This is a genomic window from Anabaena sp. UHCC 0187 (assembly GCF_009712035.1).
Classification (GTDB): Bacteria; Cyanobacteriota; Cyanobacteriia; order Cyanobacteriales; family Nostocaceae; genus Dolichospermum.
Map to the genome: position 1 here is coordinate 142,795 of NZ_VILB01000004.1, position 22,987 is coordinate 165,781.

A 22,987-nucleotide genomic window follows, 5' to 3' on the forward strand; every position below is an offset into this window, starting at 1 on the left:
GGCAAAACAATTATTCAACGGATTAGACGGTATTTAGCCTTTCTATCACCTGCTTTAACCCTACTTCTGGGGTTGATACCAAGTTGATTACTTTTGTCCTGCCATGCAAAAATAATTGAGCATACCTAAACCTGATATCTGCTGTAGGACGACGAACGGGCTTGGGTACACTTTGTCCATAAATGGTATGATTCCCTGGGTTGTTTGGGTAGGTTCTAGAATTTTCTACATAGTCAGAGAAATCATCATTGAATGTATGACCACGGACACCTAAAACAGCCCTAGTTATTCGTTCCCCCTCGGATTTCGATGTTACATAAAGTCTGAACTGATAACCATGTTCATGGTCTTTGTAGTAGTAAACATATTTACCTTTATTCCAAATAAAAATAGGTGTGGCGAATTCTCTTTTTATGTCTCTTGCCAATTCTTCTGACTTTGCCCGTGACCAAGATTCTCCGGTTTCATTCATGATACGAAAACTAATCTCACCCCTTACCGCTCGTATCCTGTCAGCAATATAGGGATATCTCTCTTGGAAGTGTAAATGAACTTGAGGTTTGAAAATGACCTCTCCTTGAAAATCATTGACTGGAATTCCATAAATAGGAGCTTGCAAACTTTGCGCGTGACCAGCATCAAATTCAAATAGCAACTTCCTTAATAAAGTCATGTCAGAGGTGTCGCTGTTCTTCATTAAACAAGCGTGTTTTAAATGTTCTTTTGGTGTGGAGAAATTGTCACTGTTTGTATTTTTGAAGAATTTGTGAACTTCTTTATTGTGATACCTGCCTATTTGATCTTGTAGATGTTTCCACTCACTGAAATTTTCTGGCAATGGCATTGGTTAGTCCTCATCTGGCTCTAAATCTTTATCTGCTAAATCTTTACCTGCTGACTCGGTTTTGATTATATCTTGCTCCCTCTTGACTTCTGCGGCTTCCGGAATAGGTTTCGCTTGTGTAGTTCCTGGTTTCTGTTCTAAACTATCGGCTAATTCCTTGGATGTGGCTTCTAGTTCCTCTTTTGCTGACTTAATATTTAGAGGTTCTTGCGATACGCTCTCAACCATGCTGGCAGTTTCTTCCAAACTACTTAATTTTGTTAATAATGGATTGCTAAAATTGGGGGAAGGGTTCATCCAACTATAGGCTTTTTCGCTTACAACCCCCCACGCTCTTAAGGCATTTCCAATCTTTCCATTCTGTCCACCGATAACCTGCAATCCTTGGGTTAGTCTGTCCCCCATACTCATTAATGAATTGAAAACATTTGCACTGGCTTGATAAATTCTGTTGTATTTATTCCATTCTTTCTTGATTCCTGCTAAGTTTTCCGCTCCCAATATAGACTCTAGGAATCCATTCACCCCCTTACCTATGATGTCGGCTAAATCGTAATTATTTTTTTCGCTATCCTTTAGACCAACTAAATCAATAACATTTTGCATTGATTGAATTAATGTAACCGTGATGTTTGAAGATAGTTGGGTTGCGTTATGCAAAGTCGCGGCTAGACTGAGGATACCCAAGGCTCTATCTACTATTTGATGTGAGGTAAATCGCAACATCCACCCAGATAAGCCATCTGGGATAATATTCCCCATCTTCAAGTTTATAATTCCGATAGTCGCACCTAGCGAACTAACTATGCCCAATGTTGTAGAAGTTATGCCATTTATCGCCTGTAAGAAAATATTATTCCCTGTACTGGTTGTCAGATTAGCCGTAGTGGTAGCGTCAATCCTTCTAAGAAGTGCGCTGTCTTGAGGTGAAATTTGCTGAACATTGGTAACGTTATTTGTATTGTTTGTTATGAAATAATTATTCACGATTCCTCCAGGTCTAAAGGCATTTATCAAGGCATTTATCCCGGCAATTGCTAGTAAAATCCCAGCGATTTGCGCCCCAAGTGCAGCTAAAGTCCCAAATATTTTTGCAATATCCAATTTAAAATTCTTAAGCTGATTCTCGATATTTGCTTTAATCCCCTCAACCGTTGCAGTGATATTTTTAATCTGATTTTCCAAATTTATTTTTAATCCATTGACTGTAGCAGTAAGAGTTCTAATCTGTGCGTTTACCCCAATTTGAAGTGCTGCGAATTGTGCTTGAATTGCTTTGACTATTGATTTTAAATCGGTGACTGTAGCCACTAAACTTTGGATTTGACTAGCTACCGATTGCTGTAACTCAAGTAATTTACCATTGATAAATTGAACTTGACCTATCAATCCGATAACTAGATTATTTATTTCATTGACCACACCTTCTAGTGTTCCCAGTCTAGATTGAAGTCTTGCCAGCGCATCTAACGTTGACTTGGTTAAAAAAGCAATTTCACTTTTTATATAAGTTTCGAGGCGCTGCATTGCTGCTAACGCTCGTTCGGTAATGTACTTTATTTCTTCCATCGCCCGTTCGGCGAGTCCCTTGGCAATATCTGCTTTATTCTCGGCTTTTACTGCTAAAGTAGCGGCTGCACGGGCATCTCCACCAGCTTTCACAGCGGCATCATATGCCCTTTGTGCAAGTTGTCGAATTGAGTTTATATCGCTAATTTTCGAGCCGGCAAGAATTTGGGCCAGTATTTGGGCTACTGCATTAAATAAAGTGGAGGCAAGGATACTGAGTACGATTGTTTTTACGAGTGCGGGAAGTCCAGCGGTTAACGCCCCAATCATTTTTTGAACTACAGTAATAGCCCCCCATATTTTGGTATGTTCTGCCCTGTTCCCTCCTTCAGCCGCTTCGAGCGCTCTTATTTGCCCAGAAATTCGCTGAATATCGTATTTTGTTTGTGGATCGGGTCCACCAACTGGACCGCGTTCGCCCCTGTCGCCCTTAAGCCCTCTTGCTGGAGTTCCACGCGCCTCCAATGCTCTTACTCTATCCCATAGTCGGTTTATTTCCGCATCTTGGCTATTGTCTCTCTGATAATTGGGACTCCATCCTATTCTTTCCTGGAGTCCGTCGATCCTCCTATTTAATCCGTCACCCAACCGATTCACTTCTTTATGCCCAGCTTTTTCTTCATCCAATATCCTGAATAAATACTCAAATCCTTTTCTGATCCCTCCAAACATATTTTCTACATATTGCTTGTAACTGGTAAACTCCGATTTGGTTACAAACTTATTATTTAAAGCCGCAACATCAGCAGATAAAGCAGCTATTTGTGCAGAGATTTCGGAGCATGAACTCATTATTTTATTCCCGCTAATATTTTTCTAATACTGGAAATGCCATTAAAAATTTCTGCACAATCCAAGCAACAATCGCCACAGTCGAGGGTGTTTGGGGGGCATCCTTGGATACAATTAACAGAATAATTTGCGGTATCGAATAATTGATTGAATATTTCCGTACCAACGGAATTAAATATTTTAATTCGATATTTCAGAGGGCTTTGTACGCCTCCCGATGTAAAGTACCAACCAGTAATGACGTTTGTAAAAGGTCTGCCACCGGTAGACCCGCCTCCTGCATTAGTTATGCCTGCCTTATGTGATACTCTTAAATTCCAGAACCTGCCTTCTACCACATAATAAACATCGAAAATTGGAGCAAAAAAACTGCCAACCAATCCATAAGTACCCCCATTCGTTTGCGCCCAAACCGTACCGAACTGCGGTGGAATACCATCTTCTCTTTTTACAGTAACTTCTACGGGAGCATCCGCAAAATCCTGAATACTCCCATTTGGAAACGTTACGCGGGCAATATCGCCCGCCTGGCAATGTACAGGCATTAGTATTTGGTAGGATCTAATCCTGCTTCTGAATCTATTTTTGCAAGGTTGACGATAACCTGATCCACTCTGTACTGCGTAGTCCCACGCGTGGTAAAGCTGGCGAATCCGTCAGAAACATAGACGCTATTGTCATTATCTGCGTCGTAAACTGTCTGAGTAAGATTAGTTTTCAGTAATTTTACTATTGCAACAATATGACCTTCAGCCGTTGCAGTAGTAGGAGTTATTAATCCCGCACTGATAAGCAAGCTATCAGGAATAAATAAACCAGCACTGGGGGCAGCCGCGGACGATGCTAACCGAGTCGCACCCGTCCCTAAAATTTGCTCTAATGATTTTTCTGCCATGATACTCACTCAGTAAATGTATGAGTATATAGTAATTTAGTTTCAGTCCCTAGCTTGTGACAAGATACAGCCAAACACGTAACTTTTATCACTGATAAAAAAAACAAAATATTAAATAAATGCCTGGGGTATTCCCTGATTTTAGGCAAGAATTAGGCAAAGCCAAATACTAAAAAGCCTAAAAGCTAATGGGTGAGGAGGGAATCGAACCCGCAACCAATTGATTAAGAGTCAACTGCTCTACCGTTGAGCTACTCACCCGCTGATAAAGCCATAATATCAGACTTTTGAATTTGGCGCTAGTGTTGCAGCTAAAAAACTGGCAACAGCGGAAATTGCATGATAAAAGTGGTTTGACTGTTAGCACTTGTGACATAAATTAATCCATCTAAACGCTGCACCATTGTTTTTACCAATATCAACTCTAAGCCGGTGTTCTGTGCTTGCCAAGAGGAATGTTTAGGGATGCGGTAGAATGGCTGAAAAACTTGTGATAGTTCATGCTGAGGAATCTCCACACCAGAAATACTCACTTTTAATTCTACCGTGTCTGCATTCAAATCAGCGGTAACTGTAATTGATTTACCTGGAGCAGTGCATTGACAAGCTTGGTTGAGTAGTAGAGTGATAATTTTCTCTAAATCAGTGATATCTGTAGATACAGGGGGAATTTCTGTTGGCATATCCAGGTGTAACAGTTGTTGCTGACAACTGGTAACATCTCGAAAAGATTCCACAATGGGAGACAACCAAGTTAGAAAATTAATAGTAATTAAAATCGGTGGTTCAGGATGGTTTTTGAGATATGCAAAGGTGAGAAGATCCTTAAGTAATTTGTTTTCTCGTCCACATTCATGATGGAGAATTTGTAATAGCTGAGATACTATTTTTGGATCTAAAATTTCTCCTGGTGTCATCAGACTTTCTAAAGTTTGAGCCGCAAGACTAATATTCGTAATTGGTGTGCGTAATTCTTGAGCAAGATGTTTAATAAATTCGTTTTTATGCCGTTCTTGTTTGGCTATTTCCTGAAGCTGGGCTTTGGTTTTTGCGTGCAGTTGAGATTGACCAATTGCGATTGCACATTTATTAGCTACTTGCTGTAAAAAGGATATTTCTAATTCTCCAAATTTTGCTTCTGTCTGCCTAATTAGCCAAATATTACCCAAAACTCCTTGATGATAAAAAATTGGACAAGCTAATTGATTCACAAGCTGTAAACTAGCATGATATCCCGGCATAATTTCCACAGATTGCCAGATTTTTCTTTGTAATAGCGACTGATAAATTTGCGGAAAATCAGCAATTTCTCTAGTTAATCCTTGACAATGGGGTAAACTAGAAGTATACTCATAAGTAACTGTAACAGAAGTTAAGCAGGGATGATAAAGTTCAATTTGACAACGGTTAAGTTGTAATAAATCAACTAATTTTTGAGTAATAATTGTTAATAATTTTCGATCATCTAGACCATCCCGAATTTGTTCAGTTATATATTGTAGTAAAGATTGAAATTTTTGAATCTGCTCTAACTGATGAGTGTATTCCTGTCTTTCTAACTCTAATTGAATTTGTAAATATTGTATCTGCTGTTGTAGTTTTGCTTCTTCTGTAGCCATATCCAATTGCATAGATACTTCTGAACAAAATATCGGTGGAGATGGTAATTGAGTCCATTCTGGGATGGATTTTAGTTGATTTAGATTCATGCAGCAGTTAAAGAAAGAGGTAATGGATAATTGGTGATTGGGGAAGAGGTAATGGGAAAAAATATACAGTAGGAGTCAGGAGTCAGAATTCAAAACCTCTTGATTTTTGGTTTGAATCTTCTACTTCATTTACCTGCAATCCGTTATATTACTTGTTACGGATCTTCCCATCTGCCTATTACCTATTCCCTAACTGGAAAACGAGATTAGTATGAGTGAGCATACCAAATATTGTGTATTACCGATAACAAGCCTTGTGACGGTTTGTGAACAGGTACGTTAAGTTACAGCTAATCCTATAGCACCATTCTACTATGCTGTGAAAAATTAATCCTAATTTTTTATCCTTGATAGCGTAGTATCAGCCATTTTGTGATCAAAATTTTGTAGTTCATTTACCTTGAATTTGCTGTAATTTAAGGAAATATTACCCATTTAATTATGAATATCTCAAAATCTCAACCCAGTATTTTATGGGTGCAAGTTTTGGTTTTAGCCGGGTTACAAGGGGCAATTACCCTGACTTGGTTGGTTTATAATGTGTACTTACCCCAACTTTTAACTCAATTTGGATTTCCTGCATCCTTAGCAGTTGGTTTATTAGTCGTAGAAAATGCCTTGGCTGTGGTATTAGAACCACTCATGGGGGGACTTTCAGATCAAGCTATTCGCTGGGTAGGAAGTCGTTTTCCCTTTATTTCCGCAGGTGTAATTTTAGCATCAAGTTTATTTATTGCCATACCTTGCATTGTTACCTTCATTCCCCCAACGGAAGTAATCAAGGGAATTTTACCCTTAGTTTTGATAGCTTGGGCATTAGCAATGACAGTATTTCGTTCTCCTGCAATTTCCTTATTAGGAAGATATGCTATTCCCAAAGAATTACCATTAGCAGCGAGTTTTCTAACTTTAGCAGGGGGAATAATTGGGGCTTTTCGGGGGATTGCCAATACATTTATTTTAAGTTTAGGTCCTATTTTTGCTTTTTCTATCGCTTCCTTCGTACTTTTAGGTGCAACCTTTACATTGCGGTTTTTCAACCCTCCCGAAACACCAGCAAATCCAGAAAATGTAGAAATACCAAAAATTCCAATTGGCAAATTAGGCTTAATTTTATTAACAGGTTTTAGTATAGCTTGGGGTTCTCGATTACTCATGGATACTATAGGCAAAATCCTCAAAACCCAACTCCAGACAAATGATATTAGTACAATTATGCTAGGAATTGGCGTAACCTTAGCTTTTGCTGCCTTACCTGCGGGGTTTTTGGCTGTAAAAATTGGTAATCGTCAAGCCATGTTAGCAGGTATTTGTACAACCATTTTATCAATTATATTGATGTTAAATATAGGCGCACATTTCCTAATAATATTATTGACATTAGCCGGATTTAGCTTAATTCTCAATGGGGCAATTCCATTTACTTTAGAATTAATCCCTCAGAAATGGGCAGGATTAGGAATTGGGATGTATTTTAGCGGATTTTCTCTAGCCATGAGTCTATTTGGCTTTGTATTTCCACCAGGAATCACATCTGTAGTCACTGGAATAAGCAGCGTATTCGCCTTTTTACTGGCCAGTATGTGTATTATAGTAAGTGAAAAATATATAGCGATCCTAAACAAAAAGTGAGCGCGCAAAAGTGCCGTAGGCATACATCTCCTTCTTCTCCACCTCCGCGCCCTCTGTGCCTCTGCGGTATGGCTAACGCCACGCTGCGCGAACGTTAAAAAAAAATCCCGTTTGCTTACAGATTCCGTAACAGCTTACACAAATAAAATAGGAGTGCTATATGACTAACAAAACAAATTTTCGCATTGAAAAAGACTCAATGGGCGATCGCCAAATTGCCAATAACGTATATTATGGTATTCAAACTCAAAGAGCAATTGAAAACTTTCCCATTAGCGGCATTAAACCTTTACCCACTTATATAGATGCTTGTTTATATATTAAAAAAGCCACCGCTATTGTCAACGGAGAATTAGATTGTATTCCCGCAGATATTAGCAAAGCCATTATTCAAGCCACTGATGAAATCCTCGCAGGTGAATTACGAGATCAGTTTGTCGTTGATGTTTATCAAGCCGGTGCGGGAACTTCACACCACATGAATATTAACGAAGTTCTGGCAAATCGCGCTTTAGAAATTATTGGTGATCAAAAAGGTAATTATAAACTCCTTAGCCCCAACGATCATGTAAACTACGGACAGTCTACCAACGATGTCATTCCTACAGCCATTCGCATTGGTGGATTATTGGCACTTTCTCGCACCTTGCAACCAGCTTTAGAACAGGCAATTTCCGCCTTAGAAGCCAAAGCCACAGAATTTCAAGATATCGTCAAATCGGGGAGAACCCACCTCCAAGATGCTGTACCCGTGCGATTAGGTGATAATTTCGGTGCTTGGGCGCAAATCCTGTCAGAACACCAAAACCGTCTTTATATTGCTTCTGGAGATTTAATGGTATTGGGTTTAGGTGGTAGTGCTGCGGGAACAGGTATGAATACTCACCCAGAATATCGGCAAAGAGTCGTGGATATCCTGTCACAATTATTGGAATTTCCCCTAGAACCTGCACCTCATTTAATGGCTGCTATGCAAAGTATGGGGGCTTTTGTGAATGTTTCTGGGGCGTTGCGAAATTTAGCCCAGGATTTGGTGAAAATATCCCACGATTTGCGATTAATGGATTCAGGTCCCAAAACCGGATTTAAGGAAATTCAACTTCCACCTGTGCAACCTGGTTCTTCAATTATGCCCGGAAAATATAATCCTGTGATGGCAGAGATGACATCAATGGTATGTTTTCAGGTAATGGGATATGATAATGCGATCGCTTTTGCTGCCCAAGCCGGACAATTAGAATTAAATGTGATGATGCCCCTGATTGCCTATAATTTAATTCACAGTATCGAAATTTTAGGTAATACAATTTCGGCTTTAACTACAAGCTGTATTCAAGGAATTACTGCCAATAAAGAAAGATGTTTAGCCTATGCAGAAGGCAGTTTAGCATTAGTCACCGCCTTAAATCCCCACATTGGTTATCTTAACGCTGCGGCTGTGGCTAAAGAATCTTTAGAAACAGGAAAATCTCTGCGGCAAATAGTTCTCGAAAAAGGTTTAATGACAGAAGCAGAATTAGCAACAGTCTTAGATTTAGACCAAATGAGCGCGATTGTGCCTTTATAAAATTGGCGGGGTTTAGCATTGCTAAACCCTAAAAAATATGTTTAATGATTATGGTTTAGAGGCAATCATCCCCACGAAAATTAATTCATATTTATCCCCTTTCCCACTTTTAAAACATCCTCTGAAAAAATATCAAATATTCTATGTTGAAACTCCTCAAATACCTCAGTATTTGTTTCATTAGTGCCTGTTTGCTATTTGCTTGTCATGCTTGGACACCGACAGCAGTAAAACGCCCTCCCTTGAAAATACCATTTGGATATTTTGTTGGCGAGTATCCAAGCATTATTGCTCAAGAAAAAGGATTCTTCAAAGCCCAAGGGGTAGATGTGGAAGTAATTTATAAACGATATACCCGATTAGAAGCAGCAAATTTCAATGCGGGTAAATATGATGGTGTTATATCTTCCTTGGGAAGTTTTATCATCTTGAGCGCCACAAATCCAGATATACAAGGCGTGATGGTTGTAGATGAATCAACAGGTGCAGATGTAGTAGTCGCCCAATCACAAATTAAAACCGTTGCTGACTTAAAAGGAGAAAAGCTGGGTGCAAATCTAGGTGGTTTTAGCGAAGTTTTTGGGACTGAAATGTTGAAAACTGCCAACTTAACCAGCGATGATGTGAACTTAGTTAAATCAGAGGCTTCAGAAATTCCTCAACGTCTGAAAAATAATACTATTCAAGCTGGACACACTTGGGAACCCTATCTTTCTGAAGCTCTCAAATCAGGGGGACATATCCTATTTACCAGCAAACAAACCCCTGGCTTAATTTTAGATATGATTGTCTTTCGTGGTGAGATCATCCGCGGTCGCCCCGAAGATGTTCGGGCATTTGTGCGAGGATGGCTACAAGCAGTAAACTACTGGAAAGCAAATGTTCAGGAAGGAAACGCAATCATCAGCAAAGTCTTAAAAATTCCTAGCAATACAATCTCTCTGGAGGGAGTAACCCTCACTGATTTAGGTGACAATCAAAAATTCTTTCAATCTAGCAACCCTAATTCTATTTACAAAATTGCCAAGACATATACAGACTTTTTTATTCGCTCTGGAAATGTAACGCGTATTCCTCAGTTAGAAAGTTTGTTCAATTCTTCCTTCTTGAACTCTTCCTCCTAGTTTAGGGACTTCCAAGAAATAAATTATCCGGATTAACTAACCGCAGAGGCGCAGAGAACGCAGAGAAATGAGGGTTTGAGAGATTTTTTACGTTAGGTGGTTGAGTGTTTTTTTATTTGGAAGTCCCTTACAGCCATGCAGCATTCTCTTTTGGATAGCATCCGGACAAAGTTGATCGTCTCGTTTCTGATTGTTGCTTTGATTCCGTTACTGTTATTGACATTTATCAACAAACAGACTACAGAAAAGGCACTAACTGACAACGCCCGACAAGCCCTATCTGCGGCGGCTAAGGAAACTGCTAACAGAATAGATGCTTTTATTGATGGAAATCTCAATTCCGTGCGCGTAGAGGCGATTTTACCAGGTTTGGCACGCTATCTCAGCCTCACTCCAAAACAGCGAGATGACAGCCCCGAAATGCAATTGGCGACAGAAACATTAATCCGTCTCAGTCGCAAAGATATGCTCAATGTTCTCTCTTATGCTTTGCTCGACTTAAACGGGAAAAATGTATTGGATACATATACACCGAACGTTGGCAAAGATGAATCTGGTCAAGATTACTTTAAAAAACCACTGCAAACTGGGTTCTCTTTTGTTTCTGACATGAAGCTATCACCAAAAATTCCTGACCTTGTTACCATTTTTTTTAGCAGTCCGGTTCGTAATGCCAAGGGAGATATATTGGGTGTATTGCGTGTTTCATACAATGCGACTGTTGTTCAGCAGTTAGTAACTCGACAAACTGAACGGGCTGGGGCAAAATCTTTTGCTATTCTTTTAGATGAAAATAATATTTATCTGGCACATAGCACTGCACCAGAACTACTTTTTAAATCAATTGTGCCTTTGCCTGCCGATGTTTTAACTCAACTGCAACAAGAAGAACGTTTGCCTAATTCTCCTGTTAAAGAATTGGCAACTAATGAGTTTAAACTTAAGCAAGCATTGGATAATAAACAATCATATTTAATTGCATCTTTCTCAGGAACAGGTAATCAGGATAATTTGATTGCGATTACTCATTTAAAATATAAGCCTTGGTCTGTGTTGTTCGCACAGCCGATTAGTATTGCCCTAGCACCTGTAAAAAAGCAAATCCATGATGCAATATTTCTCTTTGCAATTATCGCTTCCGTAGTGACAATCATCGCTTTTACTATTGGGCAATTGCTAACAAAGCCAATAATTTACCTGACCAATATAGTTTATCATTTTACAATAGGTAACTTAGAGATCCGCGCCAAAATTAATTCAAAGGACGAAATAGGTCAACTGGCAAAGTCCTTTAACAACATGGCCCGTGAGTTACAAATATCTTTGGAAACTTTGGAACAACGGGTACAGGAGAGAACCGCAGAGTTAGTAATTGCTAAAGAAAAAGTAGAAGATACAAATCAGAAACTAGAAAAATTGGTAAATTTAGATGGTTTAACTGAGGTGGCTAACCGTCGTTGCTTTGATGGACGACTGCAAGCAGAATGGAAACGCCTTGCAAGAGAACAACAACCCCTGTCACTAATTTTATTTGACGTTGATAAATTCAAACTTTACAACGACTATTATGGTCATCTTGGCGGCGATGATTGCCTAGTTAGGATAGCGCAAACAGTGCAAAAGATAGTTAATCGTCCTGCTGATCTGGCCGCACGTTACGGAGGAGAAGAATTTGCGGTACTCCTCCCCAATACTGACTTAGCAGGGGCGATTAAAGTAGCACAAAGTATTCAACAAGCAATTCACGATCAGGCCATTCCCCATGCAAAGTCTGATGTCAAGGATATCGTTACACTTAGTTTAGGTATTACTTCTGTCATCCCCACTGGCGACATCAAGCCAGATACACTTATCGCTTCAGCCGATAAAGCACTGTACAATGCCAAAAACAAGGGGCGCGATCGCTATTGTTGCTCATTAGAGGATGTTTGAAAAGTAAGAATTGGGGGTAAAAAGATTTCTCAGATAAAACTCGTTTATATTGTTTATTTCTCTTACTTGTATTCTTATATTAAGGAAATATCTCAAAAGCAGCACAGTGTTGTGGATTAATAATACTAAAAATATGTTTATCTAAAGTTAAAATCTTAGGAATATTCATCCTTTCCGCAATAGCAACAATAGTTGCATCTACAAAATCCAACTCACTATCAGCATATTGGCTTAAAATCTCCGTCACCCTTTTTAAATCAGTTTTATTAATCCCTTCAATAATGACATTACTATTAACTAATTCACTTAAAACCTGTTTTGTTGTAGGATATCCTAACCGAGAAGTAAGCAAATGACAAACTTCAGGTAAAACTGTTGTTGGTAAAACTAATACTTCCTTTAAATTAACTATAATATCAAGGACACGTCCATAATTTTCGTCCTTAATATCAATGGTGGACACTAAGAAACTTATATCTAAAATAGCGGTCATGATTATTCATTTACCTCATGATTAAATTCCTTAATCCCTCTAGCTGGCTCAATTTCAGGTGCTAGATTTTCTGCATCTTTGTCTGATAAATAGAGTTCACTAGACTCTCCTATCCCAGAAATACTTAATAAAAAATTACTCTCTTTTTGTTCATTATTAATAGCCGCAGAAGTTAAATTTAGTTTAAAACGTAAGTCTTCAATAAAATCAGCTAATTCAGGCAGTGCTGCCAGTGGAAGTTCATTAATAGCTTGGGATAATTGTTGGTGGGTGAGATTTACAGAATCCATATTTTATGTCATCCTTCTAGAGGATTAGCTTTTGTCTGTTCTCAGGGATATTGGCATTAATTTCTGCTTGGTTGCCCTATTCCTACATAAATCTCGTTTATATTGTTATATAATAACGCAATTATTCCCCATGCAAACACAAAAATCATCTGTTAGTCTGATTCGGGCTAAATCCTACGAACAAGACGCTTTAAAAGAATCCTTGGAAACACTGCTAGAACCTTTAGGGGGCATGGCTGCTTTTGTTAAACCAGGAAACCGGGTACTACTCAAACCCAACCTGCTTACAGGTTCTCGTCCGACGAAAGAATGTACCACTCGTCCAGAATTAGTTCGTGCAGTTGCCGAAATGGTAATTGCCGTTGGTGGCAACCCATTTTTAGGAGATAGCCCCGCTTTTGGTAGTGCCAAAGGTGTGGCCATAGCGAATGGTTTATTACCAATTTTAGAAGAACTAAAATTACCACTTGTGGAATTTCACGGCAAACGTTATCAAACCGTCAACGACAATTTTAATCACCTGCTTTTATCTAAAGAAGCTATGGAAGCAGACGTGATTATTAACCTCCCCAAAGTTAAATCTCATATGCAATTAACTTTAACTTTAGGGGTTAAAAATCTCTTTGGTTGTGTTCCGGGAAAAATGAAAGCTTGGTGGCACATGGAAGCTGGCAAAGATGCTAATAAATTCGGAGAAATGTTAGTAGAAACTGCTAGGGCAATTAATCCAACTTTAACAATTTTAGATGGAATTATTGGTCATGAAGGTAATGGACCAAGTGGGGGAGAACCTCGGAATTTAGAAATTTTAGCAGCATCAACTAATGTATTTGCTTTAGATCGGGCAATGTTAGAAGTTCTCCAAGTTGCACCGGAACAAGTTCCCACCGTTGCCGCTTCCCAAAGATTGGGAATATGTCCAGAATTAAGTGATATTCACTTCCCGAATTTATCACCCGATTTACTACAAATTGCTGATTGGCAATTACCCGAAAAGTTAATGCCCATAGATTTTGCCATGCCCCGTGTGATTAAATCTACTTTTAGGCATCTTTACATCCGATTCATTAAAGAACCCATGAGCGCTTATACTAGATAAGACTTGTGATCTAAAGTTTAGACAGGGTGTAAATACCCTGTTACAGCGATTATCATTTGAATTTAATACAATTGAGGGCGGGCAGGGATGCCCACCCCACAAAAATTAGACTTATTTTAGGTTATACGGTTTGTTTAAATTTATCGGCTGAAAACGACAAGAAAGCAATTTTCTCAGAAATTGTTGAGGGTTGCTATAATTTCTTCACGATAACAAGGTTTAATTTTAGCAGTTTAATTAATGATCCCCATAAGGTTACTCTAGGATGAGCGATCGCATAAGATGACAAAACAAAACCCTAAAACTCAGAACTGCTGTTGAATACAACGCCCATGAATCAACTGAACAATGGTTTTACAATATTTCTCAGTCTACTAGTGGAGGCGATGCCATTTTTGCTGCTGGGTGTATTTTTATCCAGTCTGTTACTACTATTTGTCGATGAAAGTAAATTGGTGGAGAAAATGCCCAGAAATCCCCTATTAGGGGCTTTATTTGGCAGTATGATCGGCTTTTTGTTTCCAGTTTGTGAGTGCGGTAATGTGCCTGTGGCTAGACGGCTATTGATGCAGGGAGTACCTACACCAGTAGCAATTGGCTTTTTATTAGCAGCGCCGACAATTAACCCCATTGTGATTTGGTCAACTTGGACTGCATTTAGAGATCAACCAGAAATAGTAGTGTTAAGAGTGGTATTTTCCCTAGCCATTGCGACTATTATTGGTTTTATCTTCAGTTTTCAATCAGATTTAGGTCCTTTCCTCCAGCCAGCGATCACTCGTTATCTCAAATTTAACCCACCTGCCCAACCGAAAACAAAACGCGGGGGAAGACAGTCTCAATTACAACCTCAAATCAATACGCCTAGTTTATTGCAATCAGGGACGTATATTCTTGGAGGAACAACAGGAGGATCAAAACGCATAGATGATAATTACGGTGAAGCTGCTGCAATTCCTAACTTCAGTAAACCCTTGCCAGAAAAACTCCGTTCCCTATTAGATAATATCGTCCAAGAATTGCGGGAATTAGGCGGAGTCATGGTAGTAGGCAGCGCAATAGCCGCCGCCACACAAGTTTTAGCCCCCCGTGACTTGATTCTTAGTCTTGGTGCAGGTCCAATTACCTCAATTTTAGCCATGCTAGTATTAGCGGCAGTTGTATCAATATGCTCTACAGTTGATGCCTTCTTTGCCCTATCCTTTGCTTCCACCTTTACCAGTGGGTCATTACTAGCATTTTTAGTATTTGGACCGATGATTGATATCAAAGGCATTGGTTTGATGTTATCAATCTTTAAACCGAAAGCCATCATTTATCTCTTTGTCTTAGCTGGACAGTTGACGCTTTTATTCACCCTATTTCTCAATTTGCACGTAATCTAATCTCGATTCAATTCCATTTTTAGGAAAATTTTCTTCTTGCTTGTGATCGTGGGTGCAGCACGGTATAGGACTGATGCCACCTACAGCCATAATTCTGGGTGCTTGCACCCCTACAATCCTATCTTCTGCTTTTTTACTGGAATGTGGGGTGTGAGGTATAGGCTTTAAATCCTAGGAAAGTGAGAATATAGTAACTGGAGATTGGGAAAGAGCAATTTTATGAAATTACTCATCTGTTTCCCATCACCTATCACCTGTGATCAATAAATGACCTTAATTCCTAACTCCCAAACTAAAACCCCAAATAAATTCATCCCTTGGTTAGATGTGGTAGCCATTACCGCTTGGGGTATTTTAATGCTGAAATACTGGTTGACAGGTAAACTTTACTTGTTGATTCACCCTGATTACTTTTGGTTAGTAATCGTGGCTGGCATAGCTTTATTAATTATCGGTTTCTTTAAAGGATTACAACTGTGGAAACACCGTCGCCGTCCCCAAATACCTAATGCTCCACATATTAGTTTATTTCCACCTGGCTGGGGTAGTTTTCTACTATTGACCACTGCAATTTTAGGATTAACTATTACACCCCGTGTCTTTGCCAGTCAAACAGCACTAGATCGGGGTGTCACAGAATCACTTGGAGCTAGTCGCGCCCAACCCCAAGCATTTCGGGCTACAGTTCGTCCAGAAGAGCGATCGCTCGTAGACTGGGTGCGGACACTCAATGTCTATCCTGAACCAGACGCATACACAGGACAAAAAGTAAAAGTCCAAGGATTTGTGATTCATCCCCCGACGATGGGTGAAGACTATATCTTCTTAGCCCGATTTGTCCTCAGTTGTTGTGCCGCAGATGCCTATCCGGTGGGATTATCAGTCCAAATACCTGGATCACGTCAACAGTACCCCCCGGATATATGGTTAGAAATAGAAGGACAAATGACAACACAAACTGTCGGAGAGAAACGCCAACTCACTATCAAAGCTAACTCCCTGAAAAAAATTCCTCAACCGCAAAATCCTTACAGTTATTAGTCAGTGGTCAGTTGTCAGTTGTTCCCTAATCTAAAATCCCAAATCTAAAATTGTTAGATGAACAAATCCTATAAACTTATTCAACCATTAGATCGCATGGCGATCGCCGTCATACTCCTCCTGAGTGTGTTAATTGGGTTAATCATCTGGAATGGTGATGCCGTTAAACCCATTGTTCGCACCTTTACCTGGGAACAGCAACAAATCGGAGCAGATGATCTATCCTTCTCCCTCACCTTCAGTCGGCCAATGGACTTTAAAAGCGTCCAAGAAAATTTAAAAATAGATCCACCTTTAGCCGGTAAACCCAGTTGGGCAGGGCGAAGAATGGTGTATACACTACTCACACCAGCCCCCTACGGAACAAATTACCAAGTCAAATTAGAAAAAGGTCGAGATAAATACTCCCAAGCCGAAGGACAAAACCGGGTTATGCAGCCTTTTACGGGTAGCTTCACCACCCGCAATCGCGTCATCCTTTACATTGGTGCTGATCCAGAAATCCAAGGGCAATTGGTACTTTATAATTTAACCCAAGAACAAAAAAAAGTTCTTACTCCCAAAGACTTAATTGTGATGGACTTTGAGCCATTCCCCAATGGTGAAAAAATTGCCTTTTCTGCTCGTTCTTCTAAAAATCCTGACCTTCTTTCCGCCCAAATTTATACAGTCACCACGGGTATCAAGAGTCAAGTTGACAAAGAAACAGAAGCAGCAGGTAAAGTTGACTTGATTTTAGATAATAAAGAATATCAAAACCTCAAATTTGACCTTTCAGCCGACGGCAAAACAATTGTTATTCAAAGAGGTAAACGGGATAATCCCGGTGATTTTGCCCTATGGCATTTATCTACTAGCAATGACATTTCTGGTGAGAAATCCACCCCAAAAAAGTTACAAGGGCAACCAGGTGGAGATTTTTTAATTACACCCGATAGCAAAGCCGTAGCAGTTTCCCAAGGACAGGGAACAGCAATTGTTTCCCTAGAAGCTGATAGCAGCAAACCTCTGGATTTTCTCCCCCAATTTGGTTTAGTCCAAGCTTTCTCCAAAGACGGTTCCCAGGCAGCTATGGTCAAATTTAACACTGACTATACAAGAGATTTGTTTTTAGTCACCAATCAAGGCATACAAAAACAACTATTAAAAACAACAGGCTCAATTCTTAGCTGTCAATTTGACCCCGCGTCCCCTAGCCTTTACTGCTTAGTGACACAATTGATTTCTAAAGAACAATACATAGAACAGCCTTACTTGGTATCCATTGACTTAAAAACAGGAGTACAAAAACCACTATTACTCTTACCCCCCGCTCAACGCAATGTGCAAACCAGTTTAGCCCCCGACGGTTTAGGTTTCTTGTTTGACCAAGTAGTCCCCATTAGTAATAACACCACACAATTACCCGCCAACACCTTAAAAACTGATGACGGTGAACCAATTGCTAGTAGTAGTCTCTGGTTGATGCCCTTGCTACCTATCGCTGATCATACAAATACTGAGATTAAACCAGAACAATTGCCTTTAGTTGGGTTTCATCCCCAATGGCTACCTTAAGTGCAGGGGTCTGGGGGTGTAGAGGAAGATGATTTTTTCCAATTCCCAATTCCCAATGCCTAATAGTCCTGACACCTGTATTATTTCTTGATAAAATATCAAAATGTAAATAAGTGATAACGGTTACTTACTTGTGATTCCTGGATATTGACAATATGACCGTGACAAATTCACCTCTTTTATGGCTAACGCCGCGCTACGCTATCAGCCAGCTACAGATCATCAATATGAAACCGTAGTTATGGAAAAATCGGAAGACATTAACCAACAGGACTGGATTGCAGAACCTGACATTGATCAACAAGGACAGGTCAATTTAGAATTTCAGCAACTACTGAAGTTAAATACAGAATTAAGTACAGCTAATAATGATCTATATGCTCAATTAGGTCAATTAAAAACCGAATTAGCTGAGGCAGAAAAAATTTTGCAGTGGCAGAAAACACGCTCTAGCGTTACAGAGTCCATGTTTAACCAACAAAATCAAGAACTTTCCGCTGCTCAAGAACAAATTCAGTCATTATATCAACAGTTAGAAACATCTGTACAAACCGTTCAGCACCAAGAAATCTGTATTGAAACTTATAAGGCTAATTTGCAAATTAGCCAACAACGTTTAGCGCATTTAGAAAGAGAATGTTCCCAGCTACAAACTAACTACAGTCAAGAGTCTCAGCAGCTATTACACTCCGAAAATACTTGTCGTGAGTTGCGGACTAGACTAATGCGTCAACAACGGCAGACTATGCAATTTAAATCGGCTCTAGAAAAATGTCTAGATACACCGATTCCTAGTCATGAAAATTTAGAGGATCATATCCATCATCCCCATGATGTCATTCACAAACAAACGAGATTTTCTAGAAAAGCCCGGTCTTTATTTCCCAACGCCCAACCGATTCGACCCTGGTCTGGAGTTGCAGATTCTCTGAATGAATCTGTGCCTGATTCTTGGGTGCAACCAACAGCACCAACTGCTGATAACTATACCCATTATCAAGAACCATCAATCTCCCCACCGATAGAAGTTCATGAATTGCCAATTCAATCAACTACAGCTACTTCTGAACTATTACCCCTAGACCAGCAACTAGAAGGCATAATTCATAAGTTTTTTGCGACACCATCTACCTCAGACACGACCCAGGACACAGAAACCGAGGTAAATATTCATCAAGCTGATATATCTGTTGTAGAAACTTTAGTATCTACTTCTGAAAATTATGAACAACCAGAAATAATAATTAAACAGGATTTGCCGATAGAAATTGATCCCTATGCTATTGTTGATGATGTTGACAAAGAAAATTTGTCCCTATCAACAATAGAAAAATTACCCATCATTTCTACTTCTCTAAATCATCAGATAACTACGGTGGAAATAGAAGATTATTGGTTGGATATTTCACCTAATGTAGAGTCAAATTTACCAACTAATGATAGTTTATCTGAGTCATTGGATGATAATATCTCTGTCCATAAATCACCTTCACCTTTAATTTACCCACAACGACCACCCAAGGGACGTAAATCTTTAGCATCTGTAGAACTGCCGAATTTTAAACCTAAAAATAAGTAGGGTTTACTGAAATACTGAAAAAGTTTTTTGGTGATAGTATAGCATCAGCCATAGATTAGGAATCAGGAGTAAAAACAAGCTATACTCCTGAATTCTGACTGCTAGATTCTTTTTCAATTAATACTTGCGTTCTTTTGGTTCAAACATTGTGATGGTAACTGGACGATATTGAATATCAATTCCCGTTGGGGAATAATAAGCCATTGTGTGTTGCAAGAACTTATTATCATCCCTTTCGGAAAAGTCTTCTCTAAAGTGTGCGCCGCGACTTTCTTGACGATTGAGGGCGGAAGTTAAAATGGTTTGTCCCACTACCATTAAACTTTGTAGTTCTAAGGCTTCAACTAATTCTGTATTCCAGCTAGTTCCTTTGTCATCTAAATATATTTGTGAATATTGCTGTTGTAATTCGGCAATTTTTTCTAATCCCTGACGCATGACTTCATCGGTGCGGAAAACGCCACAATGTTCAGTCATATTATCTTGAAAGGCTTGACGAATTTGATTAATTCGGTACTGTCCTGGTTGTGCTATTAAGAGTTGAATTTGTTGCTGGGCTTCCTGAATATACCTGGCTTCATCTATTGATGGTAATTTGCGATTTTGGACATAATTAGCGATCGCTGCTCCAGTCCTTTTACCATAAACTACACATTCTAATAAAGAATTACTACCGAGACGATTTGCCCCGTGAACAGACACGCAAGCAGTTTCCCCAGCGGCAAAAAAGCCTTCGACAAAACTATCATTATTACTTCTAACTTGTCCGTCAGTGTTAACAGGAATACCACCCATACAATAATGATTGGTAGGACGCACAGGCATCGGTTGAGTTACAGCGTCCACACCAACTAAACGATGGGCTTCCTCCCAGCAGAAGGGAACACGACTCATGATTTTTTCCTTACCCAAATGGCGCAAATCCAGATAAACAAAGGGACCGCCTGGACTACCATCAGTATTCACACCACGACCGGCACGGATTTCATAGGTGATCGCCCGTGAGGTAATATCACGAGGGGCTAATTCCATGCGGCTGGGGGCGTAATTGGCCATAAAGCGATCGCCATCGGCATTAATTAAATATGCCCCTTCTCCCCGCACAGCCTCGGAAATCAGCACGCCCACAGGATACAAACCCGTAGGATGAAATTGCACAAATTCCATATCTGCCAAAGGCAACCCAGCCAAAGCCGTCATCGCCAAACCGTCACCAGTGGAAGCATAATCATTGGAAGTCGTGTTATAAACGCGACCATAGCCCCCGGTGGCAAACATCACAGCCTTTGCCCGTAAAACCTCAATTCGTCCATCCAAGAGGTGAAACATCACCACACCCTTAGCCTGACCATCCTCTAAAATCAGGCGCATTACATACCATTCTTCGTAAATTTGCACACCATGACGGCGCAAATTATTAACCAACTCATGTAAAATTGCATGACCGGTTTTATCAGCCGCATAACAAGTCCGGTTATGAGAATGACCACCAAAAGCCCGTTGAGCAATGCGACCATCAGGTAAACGAGAGAATAACACCCCCAGATGTTCTAAATCAATCACCACATCCGGGGCTTCTTGAGTTAAAATTGCCACTGCATCTTGATCTGCCAAATAATCAGAACCTTTAACAGTATCAAAAGCGTGAGCTTCCCAAGAATCCGTATCATCAACATTTTTTAAAGATGCCGCCATTCCACCTTGAGCAGCCACGGAATGAGAGCGAATTGGGTGAGTTTTGGCAACTACCGCTACCTTTAAACTAGGGTCAGTCCGGGCGATTTCCAGCGCAGCCCGACATCCAGCTAAACCGCCACCAACAATAATTACATCATGTTCGAGCATTATTAACCACCAATTAAAAAAAATTCCCTATCTACAAGACAGGGTAATAGGGAATGGATAAATTAGTAAAATTCCCTTTAGCTAGTTGCTTGGACTGGGTTTTGTTGGGGAATATTATTTGGGATTGATTCTGTCTTTGTTTTTGGTTCTACAGCATTGAGTTCAATATTATTTAATAAAGTCGTCACAAAGGCAAAAAGTAAAAAAGGCAGAGATAAAAGGACAACAAGACCTACTATAGCTAAAGCGTATACTGGTCTTTTTGCACCCATCAGTGCTAAAGCTGAAGCCAAGCTAATGGTAATCGTAATTAACCAAACGATAATTTGACCGTAAATATCACCAAAGGTCAAAGTGCAGACAAACCGATAGTTTTGAATGTTATTTTTGTTCATTAAAACTGCCCTCAATTTTATCCTATAGCTTCTACCTTAGAGCTATGCTTGGCAATGTGAAAATTTCTCAATATTTTTCCAAGGTTTGTAATATTACTTTACAAATATAGTAAATTTTTAAGTTAACCGACTCTACTAGATTGTGAATTTATGTATTTCTATGTATATATACTATTGTGATTATCATTTATTAGCTTCTTTCCCATCATAGTGGGAACACAGTTAATCAGCAATTCGTCCTATGGTATAACAAAGTTATCATTATAACCTTACCCAAAACTCACTGTAAACTCCTTATCATAGGTATTGTATTATACACTCTTTTTAACCTTAATGTTGATCTAATCCCTTGAGAAGAACAAACTTTTAGTACCCGATTTAAAAATATCAACAAGAACAGATTTTATTGCGTAAATTGCTATTAATGCTGTGGATCATATAAATATTGTCTGAAATACTCAATAATTAATCAAGAGGATATTTAACGATGAAATTGATGCAGAAATCTCTATTTTTTCTAGCTTTTTATGTAACTTTATCTTCCCAGATAGGGTTAGCACAGGCTCAATCATTGCCAAATACCAAAACTTGGCAAATCAGTCAGAAATTTAAACCACGAGTAGATAATAAACGCAATCCGGCCACAGATGGTGGTGCGACACGGGGAACATCTTGTTTGAAAAATAAGAAAGAATCTCTAGTCCCTTTAACTCCAGCAAATTTAGTTGGGCTAACTGTAGCAAAACATCCGACATTTTTTTGGTATCAGCCGAATTCTACAGCTAAATTTCTCAATTTTACTATTCTTGCTGATGGTGAAACTGAAAACTTATATGAAGGCAAATTACCAATACCAAATGAAGCGGGAATTATTAGCTTTACCCTGCCTGAAGATGCACCTCAATTAGAAATTAATCGCCCTTACAAATGGTCTGTCACTGTAGTTTGTGATCCTGAAGATTATAGTAGCAATATTGAAATGGATGCTTGGGTACAACGAATTGAACCAGATGTTTCCCTACTACAAAAGCTAAAAAAGACTAATTTACGGAATTTATCAACTGTTTATGCTGAAGCAGGAATTTGGTATGAAGGAGTAAATGCCATAGCCAAACAACGTTGTAATGAACCAAATAGCTTAACAGTCAAATTGAAGTGGAAACAACTTTTAGAATCGGTAGAATTGAAAGAGATTGCATCTAAGAAATTAATCAATTTCTGCCCAGTTAATAAATAATA

At 39.3% G+C, this 22,987-nt stretch carries 19 protein-coding genes and 1 tRNA gene; 10 read left to right on the forward strand and 10 right to left on the reverse strand.

What is annotated here, in order from left to right; translation table 11 throughout:
- Window positions 1–22 precede the first annotated feature (22 nt).
- From FJR11_RS04380 to FJR11_RS04405, 6 genes are all read right to left on the reverse strand, one after another.
- Window positions 23–844 carry a hypothetical protein gene (locus tag FJR11_RS04380; RefSeq protein ID WP_168502498.1) on the reverse strand — a complete coding sequence of 274 codons (822 nt, stop codon included), beginning with the start codon at window positions 842–844 and terminating at the stop codon, window positions 23–25.
- 3 nt (window positions 845–847) lie between these two features.
- Window positions 848–3,205, reverse strand: coding sequence for a hypothetical protein (locus FJR11_RS04385; RefSeq protein ID WP_168502499.1), 2,358 nt, complete (start codon window positions 3,203–3,205; stop codon window positions 848–850).
- Window positions 3,205–3,750 carry a hypothetical protein gene (locus FJR11_RS04390; protein WP_168502500.1) on the reverse strand — a complete coding sequence of 182 codons (546 nt, stop codon included), beginning with the start codon at window positions 3,748–3,750 and terminating at the stop codon, window positions 3,205–3,207. The genes FJR11_RS04385 and FJR11_RS04390 overlap by 1 nt, the downstream gene beginning before the upstream one ends.
- Window positions 3,750–4,100 (reverse strand): hypothetical protein, encoded by a 351-nt coding sequence (locus FJR11_RS04395; protein WP_168502501.1) that lies wholly within the window; start codon window positions 4,098–4,100, stop codon window positions 3,750–3,752. The genes FJR11_RS04390 and FJR11_RS04395 overlap by 1 nt, the downstream gene beginning before the upstream one ends.
- A 189-nt stretch (window positions 4,101–4,289) precedes the next feature.
- Window positions 4,290–4,361: transfer RNA gene (locus tag FJR11_RS04400), tRNA-Lys, on the reverse strand.
- 50 nt (window positions 4,362–4,411) lie between these two features.
- Window positions 4,412–5,809, reverse strand: coding sequence for a GAF domain-containing sensor histidine kinase (locus tag FJR11_RS04405; RefSeq protein ID WP_168502502.1), 1,398 nt, complete (start codon window positions 5,807–5,809; stop codon window positions 4,412–4,414).
- A 441-nt stretch (window positions 5,810–6,250) separates the two neighbouring features.
- Between FJR11_RS04405 and FJR11_RS04410 the strand changes: the two genes are divergently transcribed.
- The 4 genes from FJR11_RS04410 (at window position 6,251) to FJR11_RS04425 (ending at window position 12,064) form a co-directional block, all read left to right on the forward strand.
- Complete coding sequence (locus FJR11_RS04410) at window positions 6,251–7,441, forward strand: SLC45 family MFS transporter (RefSeq protein ID WP_168502503.1); 1,191 nt, start codon at window positions 6,251–6,253, stop codon at window positions 7,439–7,441.
- A 160-nt stretch (window positions 7,442–7,601) separates the two neighbouring features.
- The gene (locus tag FJR11_RS04415) at window positions 7,602–9,008 is read left to right on the forward strand and encodes an aspartate ammonia-lyase (protein WP_168502504.1); all 1,407 of its coding nucleotides are present in this window, start codon (window positions 7,602–7,604) and stop codon (window positions 9,006–9,008) included.
- Between the two features lie 143 nt (window positions 9,009–9,151).
- Window positions 9,152–10,132 (forward strand): ABC transporter substrate-binding protein, encoded by a 981-nt coding sequence (locus FJR11_RS04420; RefSeq protein WP_174762912.1) that lies wholly within the window; start codon window positions 9,152–9,154, stop codon window positions 10,130–10,132.
- Between the two features lie 135 nt (window positions 10,133–10,267).
- Complete coding sequence (locus FJR11_RS04425; protein WP_168502505.1) at window positions 10,268–12,064, forward strand: diguanylate cyclase domain-containing protein; 1,797 nt, start codon at window positions 10,268–10,270, stop codon at window positions 12,062–12,064.
- A gap of 79 nt (window positions 12,065–12,143) precedes the next feature.
- Here the strand turns inward: FJR11_RS04425 and FJR11_RS04430 are convergent, their stop codons facing one another.
- Window positions 12,144–12,557 carry a type II toxin-antitoxin system VapC family toxin gene (locus tag FJR11_RS04430; RefSeq protein ID WP_168502506.1) on the reverse strand — a complete coding sequence of 138 codons (414 nt, stop codon included), beginning with the start codon at window positions 12,555–12,557 and terminating at the stop codon, window positions 12,144–12,146.
- Window positions 12,558–12,559: 2 nt separating this feature from the next.
- Window positions 12,560–12,847 carry a hypothetical protein gene (locus FJR11_RS04435; RefSeq protein WP_168502507.1) on the reverse strand — a complete coding sequence of 96 codons (288 nt, stop codon included), beginning with the start codon at window positions 12,845–12,847 and terminating at the stop codon, window positions 12,560–12,562.
- 130 nt (window positions 12,848–12,977) lie between these two features.
- On the opposite strand from FJR11_RS04435, the gene FJR11_RS04440 reads away from it, so the two are divergent.
- The 5 genes from FJR11_RS04440 (at window position 12,978) to FJR11_RS04460 (ending at window position 19,508) form a co-directional block, all read left to right on the forward strand.
- Window positions 12,978–13,946 (forward strand): DUF362 domain-containing protein, encoded by a 969-nt coding sequence (locus tag FJR11_RS04440; protein WP_168502508.1) that lies wholly within the window; start codon window positions 12,978–12,980, stop codon window positions 13,944–13,946.
- Window positions 13,947–14,278: 332 nt separating this feature from the next.
- The gene (locus FJR11_RS04445) at window positions 14,279–15,331 is read left to right on the forward strand and encodes a permease (RefSeq protein WP_168502509.1); all 1,053 of its coding nucleotides are present in this window, start codon (window positions 14,279–14,281) and stop codon (window positions 15,329–15,331) included.
- Between the two features lie 267 nt (window positions 15,332–15,598).
- On the forward strand, window positions 15,599–16,372 hold the full coding sequence (locus FJR11_RS04450; RefSeq protein WP_168502510.1) for a TIGR03943 family protein: 774 nt from the start codon (window positions 15,599–15,601) through the stop codon (window positions 16,370–16,372).
- 57 nt (window positions 16,373–16,429) lie between these two features.
- On the forward strand, window positions 16,430–17,929 hold the full coding sequence (locus FJR11_RS04455) for an Ig-like domain-containing protein (protein ID WP_168502511.1): 1,500 nt from the start codon (window positions 16,430–16,432) through the stop codon (window positions 17,927–17,929).
- 181 nt (window positions 17,930–18,110) lie between these two features.
- Complete coding sequence (locus FJR11_RS04460) at window positions 18,111–19,508, forward strand: hypothetical protein (RefSeq protein WP_168502512.1); 1,398 nt, start codon at window positions 18,111–18,113, stop codon at window positions 19,506–19,508.
- Between the two features lie 117 nt (window positions 19,509–19,625).
- Here the strand turns inward: FJR11_RS04460 and FJR11_RS04465 are convergent, their stop codons facing one another.
- Together FJR11_RS04465 and FJR11_RS04470 are read right to left on the reverse strand one after the other, a co-directional pair.
- Window positions 19,626–21,353 (reverse strand): succinate dehydrogenase/fumarate reductase flavoprotein subunit, encoded by a 1,728-nt coding sequence (locus tag FJR11_RS04465; RefSeq protein ID WP_168502513.1) that lies wholly within the window; start codon window positions 21,351–21,353, stop codon window positions 19,626–19,628.
- A gap of 77 nt (window positions 21,354–21,430) precedes the next feature.
- On the reverse strand, window positions 21,431–21,748 hold the full coding sequence (locus FJR11_RS04470) for a hypothetical protein (protein WP_168502514.1): 318 nt from the start codon (window positions 21,746–21,748) through the stop codon (window positions 21,431–21,433).
- Window positions 21,749–22,235: 487 nt separating this feature from the next.
- Between FJR11_RS04470 and FJR11_RS04475 the strand changes: the two genes are divergently transcribed.
- The gene (locus FJR11_RS04475) at window positions 22,236–22,985 is read left to right on the forward strand and encodes a DUF928 domain-containing protein (RefSeq protein ID WP_168502515.1); all 750 of its coding nucleotides are present in this window, start codon (window positions 22,236–22,238) and stop codon (window positions 22,983–22,985) included.
- The last annotated feature ends 2 nt before the right edge of the window (window positions 22,986–22,987 follow it).

What these genes read in the sequence shown, in the direction of transcription:
- FJR11_RS04395 (WP_168502501.1), bottom strand. Translation starts at nt 4,100, where the DNA reads ATGGCAGAAAAATCATTAGAGCAAATTTTAGGGACGGGTGCGACTCGG.
- FJR11_RS04405 (WP_168502502.1), bottom strand. Translation starts at nt 5,809, where the DNA reads ATGAATCTAAATCAACTAAAATCCATCCCAGAATGGACTCAATTACCA.
- FJR11_RS04420 (WP_174762912.1), top strand. Translation starts at nt 9,152, where the DNA reads ATGTTGAAACTCCTCAAATACCTCAGTATTTGTTTCATTAGTGCCTGT.
- FJR11_RS04450 (WP_168502510.1), top strand. Translation starts at nt 15,599, where the DNA reads ATGACCTTAATTCCTAACTCCCAAACTAAAACCCCAAATAAATTCATC.
- FJR11_RS04380 (WP_168502498.1), bottom strand. Translation starts at nt 844, where the DNA reads ATGCCATTGCCAGAAAATTTCAGTGAGTGGAAACATCTACAAGATCAA.
- FJR11_RS04465 (WP_168502513.1), bottom strand. Translation starts at nt 21,353, where the DNA reads ATGCTCGAACATGATGTAATTATTGTTGGTGGCGGTTTAGCTGGATGT.
- FJR11_RS04440 (WP_168502508.1), top strand. Translation starts at nt 12,978, where the DNA reads ATGCAAACACAAAAATCATCTGTTAGTCTGATTCGGGCTAAATCCTAC.
- FJR11_RS04475 (WP_168502515.1), top strand. Translation starts at nt 22,236, where the DNA reads ATGAAATTGATGCAGAAATCTCTATTTTTTCTAGCTTTTTATGTAACT.
- FJR11_RS04430 (WP_168502506.1), bottom strand. Translation starts at nt 12,557, where the DNA reads ATGACCGCTATTTTAGATATAAGTTTCTTAGTGTCCACCATTGATATT.
- FJR11_RS04385 (WP_168502499.1), bottom strand. Translation starts at nt 3,205, where the DNA reads ATGAGTTCATGCTCCGAAATCTCTGCACAAATAGCTGCTTTATCTGCT.
- FJR11_RS04425 (WP_168502505.1), top strand. Translation starts at nt 10,268, where the DNA reads ATGCAGCATTCTCTTTTGGATAGCATCCGGACAAAGTTGATCGTCTCG.
- FJR11_RS04470 (WP_168502514.1), bottom strand. Translation starts at nt 21,748, where the DNA reads ATGAACAAAAATAACATTCAAAACTATCGGTTTGTCTGCACTTTGACC.
- FJR11_RS04415 (WP_168502504.1), top strand. Translation starts at nt 7,602, where the DNA reads ATGACTAACAAAACAAATTTTCGCATTGAAAAAGACTCAATGGGCGAT.
- FJR11_RS04455 (WP_168502511.1), top strand. Translation starts at nt 16,430, where the DNA reads ATGAACAAATCCTATAAACTTATTCAACCATTAGATCGCATGGCGATC.
- FJR11_RS04390 (WP_168502500.1), bottom strand. Translation starts at nt 3,750, where the DNA reads ATGCCTGTACATTGCCAGGCGGGCGATATTGCCCGCGTAACGTTTCCA.
- FJR11_RS04460 (WP_168502512.1), top strand. Translation starts at nt 18,111, where the DNA reads ATGGCTAACGCCGCGCTACGCTATCAGCCAGCTACAGATCATCAATAT.
- FJR11_RS04410 (WP_168502503.1), top strand. Translation starts at nt 6,251, where the DNA reads ATGAATATCTCAAAATCTCAACCCAGTATTTTATGGGTGCAAGTTTTG.
- FJR11_RS04445 (WP_168502509.1), top strand. Translation starts at nt 14,279, where the DNA reads ATGAATCAACTGAACAATGGTTTTACAATATTTCTCAGTCTACTAGTG.
- FJR11_RS04435 (WP_168502507.1), bottom strand. Translation starts at nt 12,847, where the DNA reads ATGGATTCTGTAAATCTCACCCACCAACAATTATCCCAAGCTATTAAT.